This window comes from Sanguibacter sp. TS_SC_8 (assembly GCF_055361235.1).
Genome location: NZ_CM143955.1, coordinates 1,045,143 through 1,062,519, shown reverse-complemented (window position 1 = coordinate 1,062,519; position 17,377 = coordinate 1,045,143). Strand labels below are relative to the sequence as shown.

The 17,377-nt window shown below is 71.6% G+C and carries 14 protein-coding genes; 9 read left to right on the top strand and 5 right to left on the bottom strand.

The features are described 5' to 3' along the window. Positions 1-60: 60 nt before the first annotated feature. The 5 genes from ACWA15_RS04715 to ACWA15_RS04695 form a co-directional block, all read right to left on the bottom strand. Complete coding sequence (locus ACWA15_RS04715; protein WP_464058284.1) at positions 61-711, bottom strand: AIM24 family protein; 651 nt, start codon at positions 709-711, stop codon at positions 61-63. A 26-nt stretch (positions 712-737) separates the two neighbouring features. Beyond that, positions 738-3,401, bottom strand: coding sequence for a DNA helicase PcrA (gene pcrA / locus ACWA15_RS04710; protein WP_464058283.1), 2,664 nt, complete (start codon positions 3,399-3,401; stop codon positions 738-740). A 59-nt stretch (positions 3,402-3,460) separates the two neighbouring features. Then, positions 3,461-5,014, bottom strand: a complete 1,554-nt coding sequence (locus ACWA15_RS04705) for a methyl-accepting chemotaxis protein (RefSeq protein ID WP_464058282.1) — start codon at positions 5,012-5,014, stop codon at positions 3,461-3,463. 136 nt (positions 5,015-5,150) lie between these two features. After that, positions 5,151-5,633 carry a DUF456 domain-containing protein gene (locus ACWA15_RS04700; protein WP_464058281.1) on the bottom strand — a complete coding sequence of 161 codons (483 nt, stop codon included), beginning with the start codon at positions 5,631-5,633 and terminating at the stop codon, positions 5,151-5,153. 27 nt (positions 5,634-5,660) lie between these two features. Then, on the bottom strand, positions 5,661-6,011 hold the full coding sequence (locus ACWA15_RS04695; protein WP_464058280.1) for a hypothetical protein: 351 nt from the start codon (positions 6,009-6,011) through the stop codon (positions 5,661-5,663). Positions 6,012-6,396: 385 nt separating this feature from the next. Here ACWA15_RS04695 and ACWA15_RS04690 point away from each other — a divergent pair, with 385 nt between their 5' ends. The 9 genes from ACWA15_RS04690 (at position 6,397) to ACWA15_RS04650 (ending at position 17,362) form a co-directional block, all read left to right on the top strand. Beyond that, positions 6,397-8,139: a nitrite/sulfite reductase gene (locus tag ACWA15_RS04690; RefSeq protein WP_464058279.1), complete on the top strand. Its 1,743-nt coding sequence runs from the start codon at positions 6,397-6,399 to the stop codon at positions 8,137-8,139. Between the two features lie 134 nt (positions 8,140-8,273). Further along, positions 8,274-8,990, top strand: coding sequence for a phosphoadenylyl-sulfate reductase (locus ACWA15_RS04685; protein ID WP_464059414.1), 717 nt, complete (start codon positions 8,274-8,276; stop codon positions 8,988-8,990). Further along, a complete protein-coding gene (gene cysD / locus ACWA15_RS04680; RefSeq protein ID WP_464058278.1) occupies positions 8,987-9,943 on the top strand; it encodes a sulfate adenylyltransferase subunit CysD in 957 nt (318 codons plus the stop codon). The genes ACWA15_RS04685 and cysD overlap by 4 nt, the downstream gene beginning before the upstream one ends. Then, positions 9,943-11,268 carry a sulfate adenylyltransferase subunit 1 gene (locus ACWA15_RS04675; protein WP_464058277.1) on the top strand — a complete coding sequence of 442 codons (1,326 nt, stop codon included), beginning with the start codon at positions 9,943-9,945 and terminating at the stop codon, positions 11,266-11,268. Before cysD ends, ACWA15_RS04675 begins: the two co-directional genes overlap by 1 nt. Before the next feature lie 8 nt (positions 11,269-11,276). Further along, complete coding sequence (locus ACWA15_RS04670) at positions 11,277-12,362, top strand: ABC transporter substrate-binding protein (protein ID WP_464058276.1); 1,086 nt, start codon at positions 11,277-11,279, stop codon at positions 12,360-12,362. A 5-nt stretch (positions 12,363-12,367) separates the two neighbouring features. After that, positions 12,368-13,255, top strand: a complete 888-nt coding sequence (locus tag ACWA15_RS04665) for an ABC transporter ATP-binding protein (protein ID WP_464058275.1) — start codon at positions 12,368-12,370, stop codon at positions 13,253-13,255. Continuing rightward, positions 13,245-14,126, top strand: coding sequence for an ABC transporter permease (locus ACWA15_RS04660; protein ID WP_464058274.1), 882 nt, complete (start codon positions 13,245-13,247; stop codon positions 14,124-14,126). Before ACWA15_RS04665 ends, ACWA15_RS04660 begins: the two co-directional genes overlap by 11 nt. Next, the gene (gene cobA / locus ACWA15_RS04655) at positions 14,123-15,517 is read left to right on the top strand and encodes a uroporphyrinogen-III C-methyltransferase (protein ID WP_464058273.1); all 1,395 of its coding nucleotides are present in this window, start codon (positions 14,123-14,125) and stop codon (positions 15,515-15,517) included. The genes ACWA15_RS04660 and cobA overlap by 4 nt, the downstream gene beginning before the upstream one ends. A gap of 303 nt (positions 15,518-15,820) precedes the next feature. Further along, positions 15,821-17,362: an HNH endonuclease signature motif containing protein gene (locus tag ACWA15_RS04650; protein ID WP_464058272.1), complete on the top strand. Its 1,542-nt coding sequence runs from the start codon at positions 15,821-15,823 to the stop codon at positions 17,360-17,362. Positions 17,363-17,377: the final 15 nt, after the last annotated feature.

Here is a 17,377-nt window from a genome sequence, read left to right as displayed (position 1 = left end):
CACTAGTGCCGATCCACGGCACGTGGCTCCTGACAAGGTGTCAGGTACACCACAGTGCCCTCAGACGGACTCGGAGGGCTGGACCACGACGAAGCCCGGACCGTGGAAGGAGTACTGGACGGCCTCCCCCGAACCGCGACCGATGAAGGACATGGCCGACATCGACGAGACGATGGACGGCTTGATGTCTGCCGACCAGCACACGGCCGCGTCGGTGTCGACGAAGACGGGTTGCTGGGAGCAGTCGAGGATGAGCGGCTGGCCGTCCGAGGTGAGTGCGACCGTGCCGTACCCGCCGACGACCGTGTTGAACAGCCCGGCGCCGACCAGCCCCGCCCCGCCGCTGCGGTGGATGTCCCACTGCAGCGCAGCGTCGAAGGCGAGCAGGGAGTGCCCACCGACGCTGATGCCCTCTCCCTCGAGCTCCATCGTGAAGACGTTCGCGGCCCGCCGGGCGAGGTAGACCTGACCCTGCCCGGTCATCCGCATGAGGGGCTGGTCCTCGGCTGTGAGCACCCGCTTCATGACTTTCGCGACGCTGCCCGCGCCTTCGTGACGGAACTGCACCTGGCCGGTGTAGGCGACCATGACGCCTTTCGCGGCGATCACGTCGGGGCCGAGGGAGACCCGCAGCATCCGAGGGTTCTGCAGGGTGTACCGCTCGCCGGAGTGCACCTCGTTGTGTGCCTGGCTGAAGAGTTCGCTGCGCATGGTCGAAGTATGCCCCTGGTGACGGGTCAGAGCTTCGTCACCGGCGCGAACCGCAGCAGCAGCCGCTTGGTGCCGTCCCCGCCGAAGTCGATCTTCGCCACGGCCTTGGGCCCGGACCCCTCGACCGAGACCACGGTCCCCAGGCCGAAGGAGTCGTGGGTGACCCGGTCCCCGACCGACAGGGACGGGATGTCCCCCTCGGCCTTGCCTCCGCCCGAGCCGAAGCTGGGGCTGGCCGGCTCCGCGGGCTGCTTCCACGACCCGGCGCCCGACGACGCGCCGCCCCCGGACCGAGAGCCGCGTTCGCTGCGGTAGCCGCCCGAGCCGATCGGCGGGGCGAAGTCGTCGTCGTCGGAGGACCGGCGCCGGTTCCCCGAGCCGTACCCGCCCGAGCCGTAGCCGCCGGTGAACCCGCCCGGCCCGCGCAGCATCGACATGGACGACTCCCGCCGGCGCCAGTCCCACAGCTCGTCGGGGATCTCGTCGAGGAACCGGCTGGCCGGGAACTCGTTGGCCATCCCCCAGGCGGAGCGCACCGCGGAGCGGGAGACGTAGAGGCGCTCGCGCGCCCGGGTGATGCCCACGTAGGCGAGGCGCCGCTCCTCGGCGAGCTCGACGTCGTCGTGCAGGGAGCGCATGTGCGGGAAGGTGCCGTCCTCCATGCCGGTGAGGAAGACGACCGGGAACTCCAGGCCCTTCGCGGTGTGCAGGGTCATAAGGGTCACCACGCCGGGGTCGATCACCGGGGCGCCCTCGTGGCCCGCGTCGTCGGCGCTGGGGATCTGGTCGGAGTCGGCGACGAGGGAGACCCGCTCGAGGAAGTCGGCGAGGGTGCCCTCGGGCTCGGACTCCTCGAACTCGCTCGCCACCGCGTGCAGCTCGGCGAGGTTCTCCACCCGGGACTCGTCCTGGGGGTCGTCGCTCGCGCGCAGGTCGGCGAGGTAGCCGGTGCGGTCGAGGACCTCACCGAGGATCTCGGCCGGGCCGGCGCCCTTGTCGGCGAGGGTGCGCAGGCCGTCCATGAGGGTGCGGAAGGCCTTGAGCGGACCCCGCGCCCGGGTGGTCAGGCCGGGAATCTCCTCGAGGTGGTCGAGGGCCTCGTTGAAGGAGGACCGGTTGCGCTCGGCCTGGGCCACGACCATCGCCTCGGCGCGGTCCCCCAGCCCGCGCTTGGGCACGTTGAGGATGCGGCGCAGGTTGACGTCGTCGTCGGGGTTGGCCACGGCCCGCAGGTAGGCGATGACGTCCTTGATCTCGCGGCGCTCGTAGAAGCGGGTGCCGCCGACCACCTTGTAGGGCAGACCGACCCGGATGAGCACCTCTTCGAGGGCCCGGGACTGGGCGTTGGTGCGGTAGAAGATGGCCACGTCACCGGGGCGGACCTTCTCGGCGTCGCCGAGGCGGTCGATCTCCTGGGCGATGAACCGGGCCTCTTCGTGCTCGTTGTCGGCGACGTAGCCGATGATCTTCGCCCCCGCCCCGGCGTCCGTCCACAGCCGCTTGGGCAGCCGGTCGGTGTTGCGGGAGATGACGGCGTTGGCCGCGGAGAGGATGTTCTGGGTCGAGCGGTAGTTCTGCTCGAGCAGGATCGTCCGGGCGTCGGGGTAGTCGACCTCGAACTCGAGGATGTTGCGGATCGTCGCGCCGCGGAAGGCGTAGATGGACTGGTCGGAGTCGCCGACCACGGTCAGCTCCCCGGGTGGCAGTGTCCGTGCGGAGGCCCCGGGGGCGGGGTCGGCCGCGCTCACCCCGGCGAGCTCGCGGACCAGGGTGTACTGGGCGTGGTTGGTGTCCTGGTACTCGTCGACGAGCACGTGCCGGAACCGGCGGCGGTAGTGCTCGGCGACCCCCGGGTGCTCCTGGAGCAGGCCGACCGTGCTCATGATGAGGTCGTCGAAGTCGAGGGCGTGCGCCTGGCGCAGCCGCGCCTGGTAGCGGGAGTACACCGAGGACAGCATCTGGTCGAACTCGTTCGCGGCGCTCCCGGACGGGTCGGACGCCCCGGACTCCAGCGCGTACCGCTCCGGTCCCACGAGCTCGTCCTTGAGCGCGGAGATCTTGTGGGCGAGCTGCTTGACCGGGTACTTCTTGGGGTCGACGTCGAGCTCGCGCAGCACCATGGTGAGCAGCCGCTGGGAGTCGGCGGAGTCGTAGATCGAGAAGGACTGCCGCAGCCCGAGGGCGGCCGCCTCGCGGCGCAGGATCCGCACGCAGGCCGAGTGGAAGGTCGAGACCCACATCCGTCCTGCGGCCGGTCCCACGAGCGCGGCGACGCGCTCGCGCATCTCGGCGGCGGCCTTGTTCGTGAAGGTGATCGCGAGGATGTCGCTCGGCCTGGCACGGTGGGTGGCCAGCAGGTACGCCACCCGGTGGGTGAGCACCCGGGTCTTGCCGGAGCCGGCGCCGGCGACGATGAGCAGCGGACCGCCGGAGTGCATGACGGCCTCGCGCTGCTGGGGGTTGAGCCCCTCGAGCAGCGCCTCGGCGGTGGCCGCGGAGGCGGCGCGGGCCTGGGCCGCTTCACCCTCCCAGTCCTGGGGCTGGGCGGCGGACACCCTCGCCAGGGCCGACGCCGCAGGGCCGGGGGCGGGGGCGTCGTCGGGCAGGCTGGCGCGGGCGGGCGGCGCGGCGGGCGCCGGCGCGCCCGGCAGGCCGTCGAAACCGGGGAGGTGATCAAAGAGTGACGTCATAGCCCACCCAGCCTATGCGTCCCCACCGACACTCGTGTCCGGCGTCGGTGGGGACGCGCTCAGGAGGAGAAGGCGGTCACCGTCGCCTGCAGCTGACGGGACGTCGCGGCGAGCTCGGACGCGGCCGAGCGGATAGCGTCGATCTCCTCGGTGGTGGTCCGGGACGCCTCCTGGACCCCGCGCAGGGACTCCGCGATGCTGCGACCGCCGTCGGCGACCGAGGACACCGTGTGCGCCATGGCCGACGTCGTGGCTGTCTGCTCCTCGACCGCCCCGGCGATGGTCACCTGGAGATCGTTGATCTGCCCGATGATCAGCGAGATCTGGGTGATCTCCCCGGCAGCCTGCTCGACGGCGGCCTGGATCGCGTCGACCCGGGTCGAGATCCCCCCGGTCGCGCGGGCCGTCTCCTGGGCGAGGTCCTTGACCTCGCTGGCCACGACGGCGAAGCCCTTGCCCGCGTCGCCGGCCCGGGCCGCCTCGATGGTGGCGTTGAGCGCGAGCAGGTTCGTCTGCCCGGCGATCGAGGTGATGACCTTGACGACGGTGCTGATCTGGGCGGAGGACTCCCCCAGCTCGGTCACTGTGCGGTTCGTCGCCACGGCAGCCACGACCGCCTCCGCGGCGATCTTCGCGACGAGGTTGGCGTTGCGGGCGATCTCCGAGATCGAGGCACCCATCTGGTGCGTCCCTGCGGCCACGGTGTCGATCCCGGCGCTCACGCCCATCGCCGACTCGGTCACCTGAGCCGTCTGCTCGGACGTGACCCGTGCGGACACGGCGATCTCGTCCCCGCTGCGCAGCAGCTGGGAGGCGGCGGTCTCCAGGTGCACGGCCGCCGTGGAGACCTCCTGGGCGATCGAGGAGGACCGGTCGAGGGTCGCGTTGAGAGAGACCGCGAGCTGCTCGAGCTCGGTCCGCCCGCGCCCGGTGTCGAGCCGCGCGTGCAGGTCGCCGGAGGCGAGGACGGTCGCTGCGCGGCGGATGGGACGCACGATCGAGCGTCCGATGGCCACCCCGGTGAGCGCGCAGACGAGCACCAGGCCTGCCGCCGCGAGGAGCAGCTTCCCGGCGTCGGCCAGCGCCGCGCCCTGGACGTCGTCGACGTAGACGCCGGAGCCGATCACCCAGCCCCACGGCTCGTAGCCCTGGACGTAGGAGATCTTCGGCTGCGGAGAGTCGGAACCCGGCTTGGGCCACTGGTAGTCGACGAAGCCGGCACCGTCCGCCTGGACCACCCGGACCATCTCCACGAAGAGGAGCTTGCCGTCGGGGTCGGCGTTCGCGGACAGGTCGGTCCCGTCCATCTCGGGCTTGATCGGGTGCATGATCATCGCCGGGGTCTCGTCATTGATCCAGAAGTACTCGGCGCCCGCATAGCGCAGCGCACCGACCGCGGCGACGGCGGCGGTCTGGGCCTCGGTCTCGGTCATCTCCCCCGCACCCGCCTGGTCGCCGTAGTAGGTGACGATCCCGGCGGCCGTCTCCACGACCGCCCGGGTGGCGGCCTGCCGCTCGGTCATGATGCGGTCGCGCACCACGACGGAGGCGATGAGCGCCAGGAGCCCCATGCCGAGTGCGGAGACGACGACGATGGTGACGAGTCTGGTCATGATCGACGTGGAGTTCAGGCGTGACAGCATGGTCGCTCGCAAGGTCGAAGGGACATTGGGGCCCCCATCGACCGCCACCCACGACGTATGAGTGATCTGCAGCACGCGAACCGGGTCCGCCCGGATCGGACCCGGGTCAGCTGACCAGGACCGCCAGCAACCACGCGCCGCCCGCCAGCATCGACCCGGCCAGCTCGATGAGGATCGTCAGGCCGGTCGCGGTGAGCGCGGCCTTCGTCGCCGTCCAGGCAAGCGCGCCGTCGCGGCGCCGGGCGAGCTCGGCCAGGTAGATGCCGCCGATGAAGCCGACGAAGAGCCCCACGACGGGGATGACGAAGAACCCGACGATCCCGGCGACCGTCCCGACGACGATGGTCGACCCAGGCACCTCGGCGCGGCTCATGTGCCGCCCGGCGAAGACGTACTTGACGATGCCGGACCCGACCACCACGGCCACCGCGAAGCCGAGCACGAGCCAGGCGAGCGTCCCGCCGGTCATGAGGGTCCAGACGAGGATCGCGCCGAGCACGATCAGCCCGCCCGGCACGAGCTGGGTGGTGCCGCCGACGATCCCCAGGAGGATGACGACGCCGACGATGATCTCCTGGGCTCCGGTCACGCCGGACACACTATCCCCGCGGTCTGCTCAGACGAAGACCGCGACGACGATGTTGACCAGCGTCAGCCCACCGATCGAGTGCTTGAGCGCGGGAGCGACCGTGTCGCCCTTCCTGACCGCGAGGAAGGCGAGGACGGCGATGACCACCGCGATGGTGAGCTTCACGCCGATCTTGGCCATCGACGGCCCGCCGTCGTCCCACAGCCCGCCCATCTCGGCGACGCCGACCATGAGGATGCCCGCGACGGCGGCCGTCGCGGCGCCGTGGAAGACCCCCTTGTTCAGCCCCGGCGTGCGCATCGAGACGACGTAGCCGCCCAGGACGATGGCCCAGCCGACGAAGTGCAGGACAGTGAGGACGTCATAGAGGAATTCCATGGGCCCATCCTAGGTTTCCGACGCGTCGTCGCCACGCTGCACAGCACGGTGTGGCGCGATTGACCAGGGAAAATGCGAATCTCAGATCTTGGACCCTGCGACCACCATGTGGACGCTCTCGACAGGTCGTCACAGGGGCACGTACGGTCATCGACATGACCACGGCTCGGAGCACCCAGGAAGCGACCTCTCGTCGCGCCCTGATGACGTGTGCCCCCAGCAGCACCTGTTGTTGCTGTTGTTGATTCGCGCCTGAACCTGCCCACCCGGATTCCTTCCCGCTGGGCACCACAGACCAGGGCGCGTGAGGTCATCCCGCCCGGTCCGGTCATGCACGACGACCTCCGACGCCCCTCGCGCCCACGAAGCACACGAGGAAGTCATCATGTTGCCGTCGACCGCCCCCACGGACGAGCTCTCCACGCCCGACGCCGCACCCGCCGCGGCGCGCCCGGCCCGCCCCGCGCGCGCCGCCCGACCCAACGGACAGTGGGTCGTCGACGGCACCGAGCCGCTCAACGGCAACGAGAAGTGGAAGCAGGAGGACGGCGGGCTCTCCGTCCGCGAGCGCATCGAGACGATCTACTCCCGCGACGGCTTCGACTCCATCACCGACCACGACCTGCACGGCCGTTTCCGCTGGTGGGGCCTGTACACCCAGCGCAAGCCCGGGATCGACGGAGGGCGCACCGCCCTGCTCGAGCCGCACGAGCTCGAAGACCGCTACTTCATGCTCCGGGTGCGCATCGACGGCGGCGGGCTGACCACCGAGCAGCTGCGGGTCATCGCGGAGATCTCCACCGAGTTCGGCCGCGACAGCGCCGACATCACCGACCGCCAGAACATCCAGCTGCACTGGATCGAGGTCGAGGACGTCCCGGAGATCTGGCGCCGCCTCGAGGCCGTCAACCTGCAGACCACCGAGGCCTGCGGGGACGTGCCCCGGGTCGTGCTCGGCAGCCCGGTCGCCGGCATCGCCAAGGACGAGCTCATCGACCCGACCTCGATCATCGACGCGATCACCGAGAAGTACATCGGCATCCCCGAGCTCGCCAACCTCCCCCGCAAGTTCAAGACCGCGATCACCGGCCACCCCAGCCAGGACGTCGTCCACGAGATCAACGACATCGGCCTGGTCGGCCTCGTCCACCCCGAGCTCGGGATCGGCTTCGACCTGTGGGTCGCCGGTGGGCTGAGCGCCAACCCCCGCCTGGGCGAGCGCCTCGGCGCCTTCGTCACCCCCGAGCAGGCGCCCGACGTCTGGCACGGCGTCGTGCAGATCTTCCGCGACTACGGCTACCGTCGGCTGCGCAACAAGGCCCGCCTGAAGTTCCTGCTGGCGGACTGGGGACCGGCGAAGTTCCGCCAGATCCTCGAGGACGAGTACCTCGGGTACCAGCTGCCCGACGGGCCGCCCGCCCCGCGCCCCACGAGCCCCGGCGACCACGTCGGTGTGCACGAGCAGAAGGACGGGAACTTCTACATCGGCGGGGCGCCCTACGTCGGACGAGTCTCCGGCTCGACCCTCGCCGCGGTCGCCGACCTCGCCGAGTCGGTGGGGTCGACGCGGATCCGGCTCACCCCGCACCAGAAGCTCCTCGTCCTCGACGTGCCCCCGGCCGCGGTGGCCGGCGTCGTGACGAGCCTGCGGGCCCTCGGCCTGGAGGCCGAGCCGAGCAACTTCCGCCGCTCGACGATCGCCTGCACCGGCATCGAGTACTGCAAGCTCGCGATCGTCGACACGAAGGAGACCGCGAAGGTCGCCATCGACACTCTCGAAGAACGCCTCGGGGACATCTCCCGGCTCAAGCCGATCACCTTGCACATCAACGGCTGCCCCAACTCCTGCGCCCGCATCCAGACCGCGGACATCGGCCTCAAGGGTCAGCTCGTGATGAACGACGACGGCGAGCAGGAGCCCGGCTTCCAGGTGCACCTGGGCGGCGGGCTGGCCAGCCAGGACCGTGCCGAGGCCGGCATGGGGCGCACGGTCCGCGGGCTCAAGGTGACGACGGCGAACCTGCCCGACTACGTCGAGCGCGTGGTACGCCGCTTCGAGTCCGAGCGCACCGGCGAGGAGTCCTTCGGCGAGTGGGCCGCGACCGCGGACGAGGAGGCACTGCTGTGAGCACCACCCCGATCACCCCCGCCCCGGCGACCGACCCGCTGGCCGCCCTGCGCGCGGCCGCCAAGGCGCGCACGGCCGGGCGCTCCGCCTCGCAGGCGGCGCACGCCGCCGACCGCGCCGCGACCGCCCGCCCCTTGCGCAGCCCCGCCGAGCTCCAGGAGATCGTCGCCCGGGGCCAGGCCGAGCTGCACGGGTCGGGCCTGGGGGCGCCCGACGAGGCCACCGCCGAGCAGGTGGTGGCCTGGGCCGCCCGCGAGTTCGGCCACTCCATCGCCGTCGCCTGCTCCATGGCCGACGCCGTGCTCCCGCACCTGGTCGCCGCGGCCGCCCCCTGGGTGGACGTGCTGTTCCTGGAGACCGGGTACCACTTCGCCGAGACGATCGGCACCCGCGACGCCGTCGAGCAGCAGATGGAGGTGACCATCGTCGACGTGCTGCCGCGCCTGACCGTCGCCGAGCAGGACGCCGTCCATGGCAAGGACCTCTTCACCCGGGACGCGGCCGCGTGCTGCGCGATGCGCAAGGTCGAGCCGCTGCAGCGCACCCTGGCCGGCTACGAGCTGTGGGTGACCGGCGTGCGCCGCGACGAGGCACCCACCCGCACCACCACTCCCCTGGTCACCTGGGACGAGAAGAACTCCCTGGTGAAGATCAACCCCTTCGCCGCGTGGACCTTCGACGACATCCTCGCGTACGCGGCCAAGCACCAGGTGATCCTCAACCCCCTGCTCAACGACGGCTACCCGTCCATCGGCTGCGCACCCTGCACCAAGCGCGTCGCCCCCGGCGAAGACCCCCGCTCCGGACGCTGGTCCGGACTCGACAAGACCGAATGTGGGCTCCACGTATGAGTATCACTGAGACTGCTGCCACCGCTTCCGCTGCCACCACGGCCGCGACCGCCGCTCCCGAGCGCCGGCTCAGCCAGCTCGACTCGCTGGAGAGCGAGAGCATCCACATCATCCGTGAGGTGGTGGCCGAGTTCGAGCGTCCCGCGCTGCTGTTCAGCGGCGGCAAGGACTCCGTGGTCATGCTGCACCTTGCCGAGAAGGCCTTCTGGCCGGCGCCGGTGCCCTTCCCGCTGCTGCACGTGGACACCGGGCACAACTTCCCCGAGGTGCTCGCCTTCCGCGACGCGACCGTCGAGCGCCTCGGCGCCCGGCTCGAGGTCGCCTCGGTCCAGGACTACATCGACGACGGGCGCCTCTCCGAGCGCGCCGACGGCACCCGCAACCCGCTGCAGACCCAGCCGCTGCTCGACGCGATCGCCGCCGGGAAGTTCGACGCGCTGTTCGGCGGGGCCCGCCGCGACGAGGAGAAGGCCCGCGCCAAGGAGCGTGTGCTGTCCCTGCGCGACGAGTTCGGCCAGTGGGACCCGCGCAACCAGCGCCCCGAGCTGTGGAACCTCTACAACGGTCGCCACCGCCCGGGTGAGCACGTGCGCGCCTTCCCGCTGAGCAACTGGACCGAGCTGGACATCTGGCGCTACATCGAGCGGGAGACCATCGACCTCCCGTCGCTGTACTACGCCCACCAGCGCGAGGTCTTCGAGCGCGACGGCATGCTGCTCGCCGTCGGGCCCTACTCCCAGCCGCGCGAGGAACGGGTCTTCACCGAGCAGGTGCGCTACCGCACCGTGGGCGACATGTCCTGCACCGGGGCAGTCGAGTCCGACGCCGCCGACGTCGCGGCCGTCATCACCGAGGTCGCCGCGACCCGCATCACCGAGCGTGGCGCGACCCGCGCCGACGACCGCATCTCCGAGGCCGCCATGGAAGACCGCAAGAAAGTTGGGTACTTCTGATGAGCACTCTCGCCCCCACCACCACGCTGCTGCGCCTGGCCACCGCCGGGTCGGTCGACGACGGCAAGTCCACCCTCGTGGGCCGCCTGCTCTACGACTCCAAGTCCGTCCTCGCCGACCAGCTCGACGCCGTCGAGCGGGTCTCCCGCGACCGTGGCCTGGACACCCCCGACCTGGCGCTGCTCACCGACGGCCTGCGCGCCGAGCGCGAGCAGGGCATCACGATCGACGTCGCCTACCGGTACTTCGCCACCGCGAAGCGCTCCTTCATCCTCGCGGACTGCCCCGGTCACGTGCAGTACACCCGCAACACGGTCACCGGCGCCTCCACGGCCGACGTCGTCGTGCTCCTCATCGACGCCCGCAAGGGGCTGCTCGAGCAGACCCGGCGCCACCTCGCGGTGGCCAGCCTGCTGCGGGTGGCGCACGTCATCGTCGCGGTGAACAAGATCGACCTCGTCGACTACGACGAGGCGCGCTACCGCGAGCTCGCCGCGCAGATCAGCGCGACCGGGGCGGACCTGGGCGTGGCCAACCTCGTGACCATCCCGGTGTCCGCGCTCGAGGGCGCCAACGTCGTGGACCGGTCCGCCAAGACCCCGTGGTACGACGGCCCGAGCCTGCTCGAGCTGCTCGAGGAGCTCCCCCCGGCCGACGAGCCGAGCGCGGAGTCCTTCCGCTTCCCGGTCCAGACGGTCATCCGTCCCCAGGGCGCGGCGCGCGACCCGCGCTTCACGGACTATCGCGGCTACGCCGGGCAGATCGCGGCCGGCGTCGTGCGGGTCGGTGACCAGGTCGTCGTGCTGCCCTCGGGCCGGCGCTCGACCATCGAGGGCATCGACACGGCCGACGGCGAGCTCGCCGAGGCCTTCGCCCCGCAGTCGGTCACGCTGCGCCTGAGCGACGAGATCGACGTGACCCGCGGCGACCTCATCGCCACCGCGGCGGACGCGCCCGAGGTCACCCAGGACGTCGTGGGCACCGTGGCGTGGCTGGCCGAGCGCCCGCTGCTGCCCGGGTCTCGGGTGCTGCTCAAGCACACGACCAAGACCGTCCAGGCGGTCGTGCGGGACGTGGTCGGCAAGCTCGACCTCGACTCCGCGTCCCTCGAGCCGGCCGAGCGGCTCGAGCTCAACGACATCGGCCGGGTCACGCTGCGACTGGCGTCCCCGATCGCGGCCGAGGAGTACCTGGTCTCGCGGCGCACGGGCTCGTTCCTGCTCATCGACGCGGCCGACGGCGGGACCCTCGCCGCCGGCATGGTCGGCGACGCCCTCACCGCCGCCCGCAACCCTGCGGACCGCCCGGTCCAGTACACGATCTGAGCGCGGCGATGACACGCATGCTGGCGGCGGTGGCACTGGTGATGCTCCTGCTGTCCGCGTGCGCGACGACCGGCCGCCCGGCCAACGCCGCGGTCTTCACCGATCTGGGCCCGGCGCAGGAGGTGCGGATCGGCTACTTCGCCAACGTCACGCACGCCCCCGCACTGGTGGCCGACGTCGAGGGGTACTTCGCCGACGCGCTCGGCCCCGACGTCACGGTGACCGTCACGACCTTCAATGCCGGGCCGGCGGCCATCGAGGCCGTGCGCGGCGGGTCGATCGACATCGCCTACCTGGGCCCGAACCCGGCGATCACCGGCTACGTCACTACCAACGGCAGCCTGCTGCGGATCGTGGCCGGGACCGCCTCGGGGGGCGCGCAGCTCGTCGTCGACCCGGAGGTCACCTCGGTGGACCAGCTCGCCGGCGCCCGGATCGCCACCCCCCAGCGCGGTGGCACCCAGGACGTGGCGGCGCGGGCCTACCTCGCCGAGCACGGCCTGACCACCGACATCAACGGTGGTGGGGACGTGTCCGTCGTGCCGACCACGAACGCCCAGACCCTGCAGCTGTTCGTCGACGGGCAGATCGACGGGGCGTGGCTGCCCGAGCCGTGGGCGTCCCGGCTGGTCCTGGAGGCCGGGGCGAGCGTGCTGGTCGACGAGGCGGACCTGTGGCCGGGAGGTGAGTTCGTCACCACGAACGTCATCGCCACCCAGGAGTTCCTCGGCGAGCACCCCGCCTCGGTCACCGCGGTCCTGGAGGCGCACGTCCGCGCGGTGGACTGGATCACGGCGAACCCCGCCGAGGCCGCGGCCGTCGTCAACGACGCCCTCGAGGACAAGGCCGGCAAGGCCCTGCCCGACGACGTGCTGGCGCGGTCTTTCGCCAACCTCACCTTCACCCCCGACCCCTTCGCCTCGACCCTGGACACCCTGTTCACGGACGGGCTCGACGCCGGGACCACCGAGCTCCCGCTCGGCATCTCCCCCGACGGCGCCCTCGACGGCATCTATGACCTGCGACTGCTCAACTCGGTGCTCACGGCCCGCGGGGACGCCCCCGTCTCGGCCGGTGGGCTCGGCAAGGAATGAGAACCATGACCTCCCTCAGAGCTGGCGCTCCGGCCGTCGACGATCCGTCGTCGGGCACCGCGTCGTCGGGCACTGCGTCGTCGGGCACTGCGTCGTCGGGCACTGCGTCGTCGGGCACTGCGTCGTCGGGCACTGTGCGCCCGGGCGTCACGACCGCCCCGGCGGTGCGGCTCACCGGGGTGAGCAAACGCTTCGGCCCGGCGAGCCCGCTGGTGCTGGACGGCATCGACCTGACCATCAAGCCGGGTGAGTTCGTCTGCCTGCTCGGCGCCTCCGGGTGCGGGAAGTCCACCCTGCTCAACATCATGGCCGGCCTGGAGAAGGCGACCACCGGGCAGGTCGCCGTCGCCGGCGACGGCGCGGCGCTGATGTTCCAGGAGGCTGCGCTGTTCCCGTGGCTCACCGCGGGCCAGAACGTCGACCTCGCGCTCAAACTGCGCAAGGTCCCCCGCGCCCAGCGGGCCGCCCGCGTCGGGGAGCTCCTCGACATGGTGCACCTGAGCGGGGCCGCGGACAAGCGGGTCCACGAGCTCTCCGGCGGCATGCGCTCCCGCGTCGCCCTCGCCCGGGCGCTCGCCCAGGAGCAGGACGTCCTGCTCATGGACGAGCCCTTCGCCGCCCTCGACGCGATCACCCGCGACCTGCTCCACGACGAGCTCGAGCGGGTGTGGAAGGCGACCGGCCGCACGGTCGTGTTCATCACCCACAACGTCCGCGAGGCCGTCCGCCTCGGCCAGCGGGTGCTGCTCATGTCCAGCCGTCCCGGGCGCATCGTGCGTGAGTGGGACGTGTCCGTCACGGGTGAGCGCCGGATCGAGGCCCCCGAGGTCGCGAAGCTGGCGATCGAGATCACCGACAAGCTGCGCGAGGAGATCCGCCGCCATGCCCACTGACCTCGACGACCGGTCGCTCAGCTCCCTCGAGGCGGGGCTGGACGCCCTGCAGACGGCGCCCGCAGCGGCTGTCAACCGCGTGCGGGCGATCACCCGCTCGGTCCTGCCGCTCGTCATCTCCGTCACGGTCCTGCTCGCCGTCTGGGAGATCGCCTTCCGCCTCGGTCCCCAGGACGTGACGAAGTTCCCCCCGCCCGCGCTCGTGGGCATGACGTTCCTGCACCTGTGGGAGAACGACACGGCGAGCGAGGCGCTCGTCACGAGCGTGCAGCGCGGCGTGATCGGGTTCGTGCTGGCCGCGATCATCGGCACCCCGCTCGGCATCGTGGTGGCCCGGGTGCGGTGGATCCGGGCGTCCTTCGGGCCGCTCATCACCGGCCTGCAGGTGCTGCCCTCGGTCGCGTGGGTGCCCGCGGCGATCATCTGGTTCGGGCTGAGCAACGCCACGATCTACGCGGTGATCCTGCTCGGTGCGGTGCCGTCGATCATCAACGGGATCGTCGCCGGCGTCGACCAGGTGCCCCCGCTGTTCCGGCGGGTGGGTCAGGTTCTCGGGGCCAACTCGTTCCAGATGGTCGGCCACGTCATCCTGCCCGCGGCGCTGCCCGGGTACATCGCCGGCCTCAAGCAGGGCTGGGCCTTCTCCTGGCGCTCGCTCATGGCCGCCGAGCTCATCGCCGTCGGCGGGGACATCGGCTTCGGTCTGGGTCAGCTGCTCCAGCAGGGCCGCGACCTCGGGGACATGTCCCGGATCTTCGTCGGGATCATCCTCATCCTCGTCGTCGGGATCGCCGTCGAGCTGCTGTTCTTCGCCCCGGTCGAGCGTGCTGTCATGCGCCGCCGTGGCCTCGCCGTAGAGTCTGGCTCGTGACTTCCTCCATGTCTCCCGACATCCTTCCGCTCGGACTCCGCGTCACGGGCCGCCGGGTCGTGCTCGTCGGCGGCGGCCCCGTCTCGGCGCGTCGCGCCCAGACCCTGGCCGACGCCGGCGCGCACCTGGTCCTCGTGGCACCGGCCGCGGGCTCGGAGATGGCCGCGCTCGTCACCGCGGGTGCGGTCGTCTGGGAGCACCGGCGCACCTACCGCGCGGGCGACCTCGCCGGGGCCTGGCTGGTCCACGTCGCCACCGGGTCACCGGAGATCGACGCGCAGGTCAGCGCTGACGCCGAGGCCCAGCAGACGTTCTGTGTGGCCGCCGGCGACGGCGACGGCGCCACCGCCTGGGTGCCCGCGGTCGCGCGGGTGGGTGAGTCGGTCGTGTCGGTGACGTCGGCGTCGGTCAGCGACCGCAACCCGCGCCGGTCCATCCGGGTCCGGGACGCCATCGAGGCGAGCCTGCGCACGGGGACGCTTCCGGTGCGCGCGACACCGCCCCGCAGCGAGAGCCCGTCCGGGGGCGGGCCGTCCGGTGGCGGGCCGTCCGGTGCCGGTCCGCGAGCCACCGCCGACGCTCGGGCGGTCGCGCTCGCGCGGACACGGTCCGGGGCCCCTGCGGGTGCGTCGGTGGGGTCTGTCGCCCTCGTCGGAGGCGGGCCGGGTGCGATCGACCTGCTCACCGTCCGGGCTCGCAACCTCATCACCGCGGCCGACGTCGTCGTCATCGACCGCCTCGCCCCGCGCGCGATCCTCGACGAGCTGCCCGGCGACGTGGAGATCATCGACGTCGGCAAGACCTCCGGGCACCACCCGATCCCCCAGGACGAGATCAACGCCATCCTCGTCGAGCGCGCCCTGGCGGGCTACGCCGTCGTGCGTCTCAAGGGCGGAGACCCGTACGTGTTCGGCCGCGGCGGGGAGGAGCTCGACGCCTGCGTGGCGGCGGGCGTGCCCGTCGAGGTCGTGCCCGGCGTCACCAGTGCCATCTCCGTGCCGGCGGCCGCGGGGATCCCGGTGACCCACCGGGGGCTCTCCCGCGGGTTCACGATCCTCACCGGCCACGAGGACGTCGGCCACGTGCCGTCCGCGAACGACCACACGGTCGTCCTGCTCATGGGTGTCGCGCACCTGCCGCAGACCACCGCCGGGCTGCTGGCCAACGGCCGGGACCCGCAGACGCCCGCCGCGATCGTCGAGGACGGCTACGGCCCGCGCCAGCGCACCACGGTCGGCACCCTGGCGACCATCGCGGCTCGCGCAGTCGAGGCGGGCGTCCGCCCGCCGGCGATCACCGTCATCGGCGACGTCGTGCGGCGCGCGCCGGAGTGGGCGGATCAGGTGGACGTGGTGGATCTTGTGGGGCTTGCGGATCCCGGCGCTCGCTAGTCCATCACTCGACGTGACCCCGTGCGCCTCGGTCCCTGGCCGAGCTTGGCGTTGTCGCTGCTGACAACGGTGGGGTGTGGGGTGTGCCCTGGAATGTCAGTGGCCATCCGTAGAGTCGGGACATGAGCAGGAACGGGATGGTCGACGGCGATCGCAGGCCCCGCTGGGCCGGTCCGGCGGGTGCGTCGGCGGGTCGTGCGCCCTCCTCTTCGGGTGCGACGGCGGGTCGTCCGCCGTCTGCCGCGGTGAGGGGTATCGGGCGGCTCGCCCCAGAATGTCAGTGGCCAGATGTAGGTTCGAATCATGGTTGAGAACCTGATGTGCGACGACGGGCCCGGTGGAACCGTCAAGGCGGGACTGCTCGCGGCCATCGTCACCGCCGATCAGATGATCAACTCGATGACGGCCATGCGCTCCGCGCTCATCGAGGAGCTGCGCACCTCCTCCCTGGACCCGGAAGAGCTGACCCTTGACCCCGGCGACCCAGACCTCGACCTGGGCGAGGTGACCGCAGAGCTGGCCTGCGCCCTGCACCTGCCCCACACCACCGCCGCGCACCTGCTCGACGACGCCCACGTCCTGTCCACCGACCTCCCCGCCACCGCCACCGCACTGGCTGAAGGGTCGATCACCTACCGCCACGCCCAGGTGATGATCAACCACATCAGCGGCCTCGACCCCCACACCCGGGCGCGCGCGGAGAAGACCCTCATCCCCCGCGCCAAACTCCTCACCGTGTCCACCTTCAAACGGGCCGCTGCCCGTGAACGCGACCGCCTGGACCCCGTACCCCTGGTCGTACGCCACGAGACGGCCGCGACCGGGCGCACCGTCCTGATCGAACCCGACGTCGACGGCATGGCCTGGCTGCACGCGTTCTTGCCCGCCACCCAAGCCCACGCCATCTTCAACAGGGTCTCCGACGTCGCCGCATCCCTGCAGCACCCCGACGACGGACGGACCCTGCCCCAGCTGCGCGCCGACACCCTGACCGCCGTCATGCTCGACGACGACGCCCGCGACGCCTTCCACAACGCCCTCGGCGACCCCGCCGGCACCGATCGCACCGATCGCACCGATCGCACCGATGGTGGGCACGACGACCGCGCTGGTGGCGGGCATGACGACCGCGCTGGTGGCACCAACGCTGGCACCGACACACCAGCTCCCAAGGCTGACGGGGACGGTCCTGGCTCCGCGGAGGATCGCCGGCGCCTGCGCACCTCGATGCGCGGCATCCGCCCCACCGTCGCTGTCACCGTCCCGGTCCTGACGCTCCTGGGCGCAGACGCACCCGCCGAGCTCGAAGGCTACGGACCCATCGACCCCGACACCGCCCGAGACCTCTGCGGGCAGGCCCCGTCCTTCCTGCGGATCCTCACCCACCCCCACACCGGAGCCATCCTCGGCCTCGACCGAGACCGCTACACCATCCCCGCCGACCTCAAAGCCTGGCTCCGCCTCAGAGATGAACACTGCCGCTTCCCCGGCTGCGCACGCAGAGCCACCCGCTGCGACATCGACCACGTCACCAACTGGGCCCACGGCGGAACAACAGACCAGACCAACCTCATCCACCTGTGCCGCACACACCACCGCATGCGACACCGCACCCGATGGCAAGCCCAGATCATCACCACCCCACCCGGGACGGGCAGCTCCCTCGGAACCAGCAGCCCCCTCGGCGCGAGCGTGCACTGGACCGCGCCCTCCGGCCGCACCTACACCACCACCGACGCCCACCACGAACGCCACCCACACGACGACCACGACCAGGGCACCGACCACGGCACCGACCCACCACCAGACCCACCCACCCGCTTCCCGGACATCCCACCGTTCTGACCTGCGCTCCGGGGG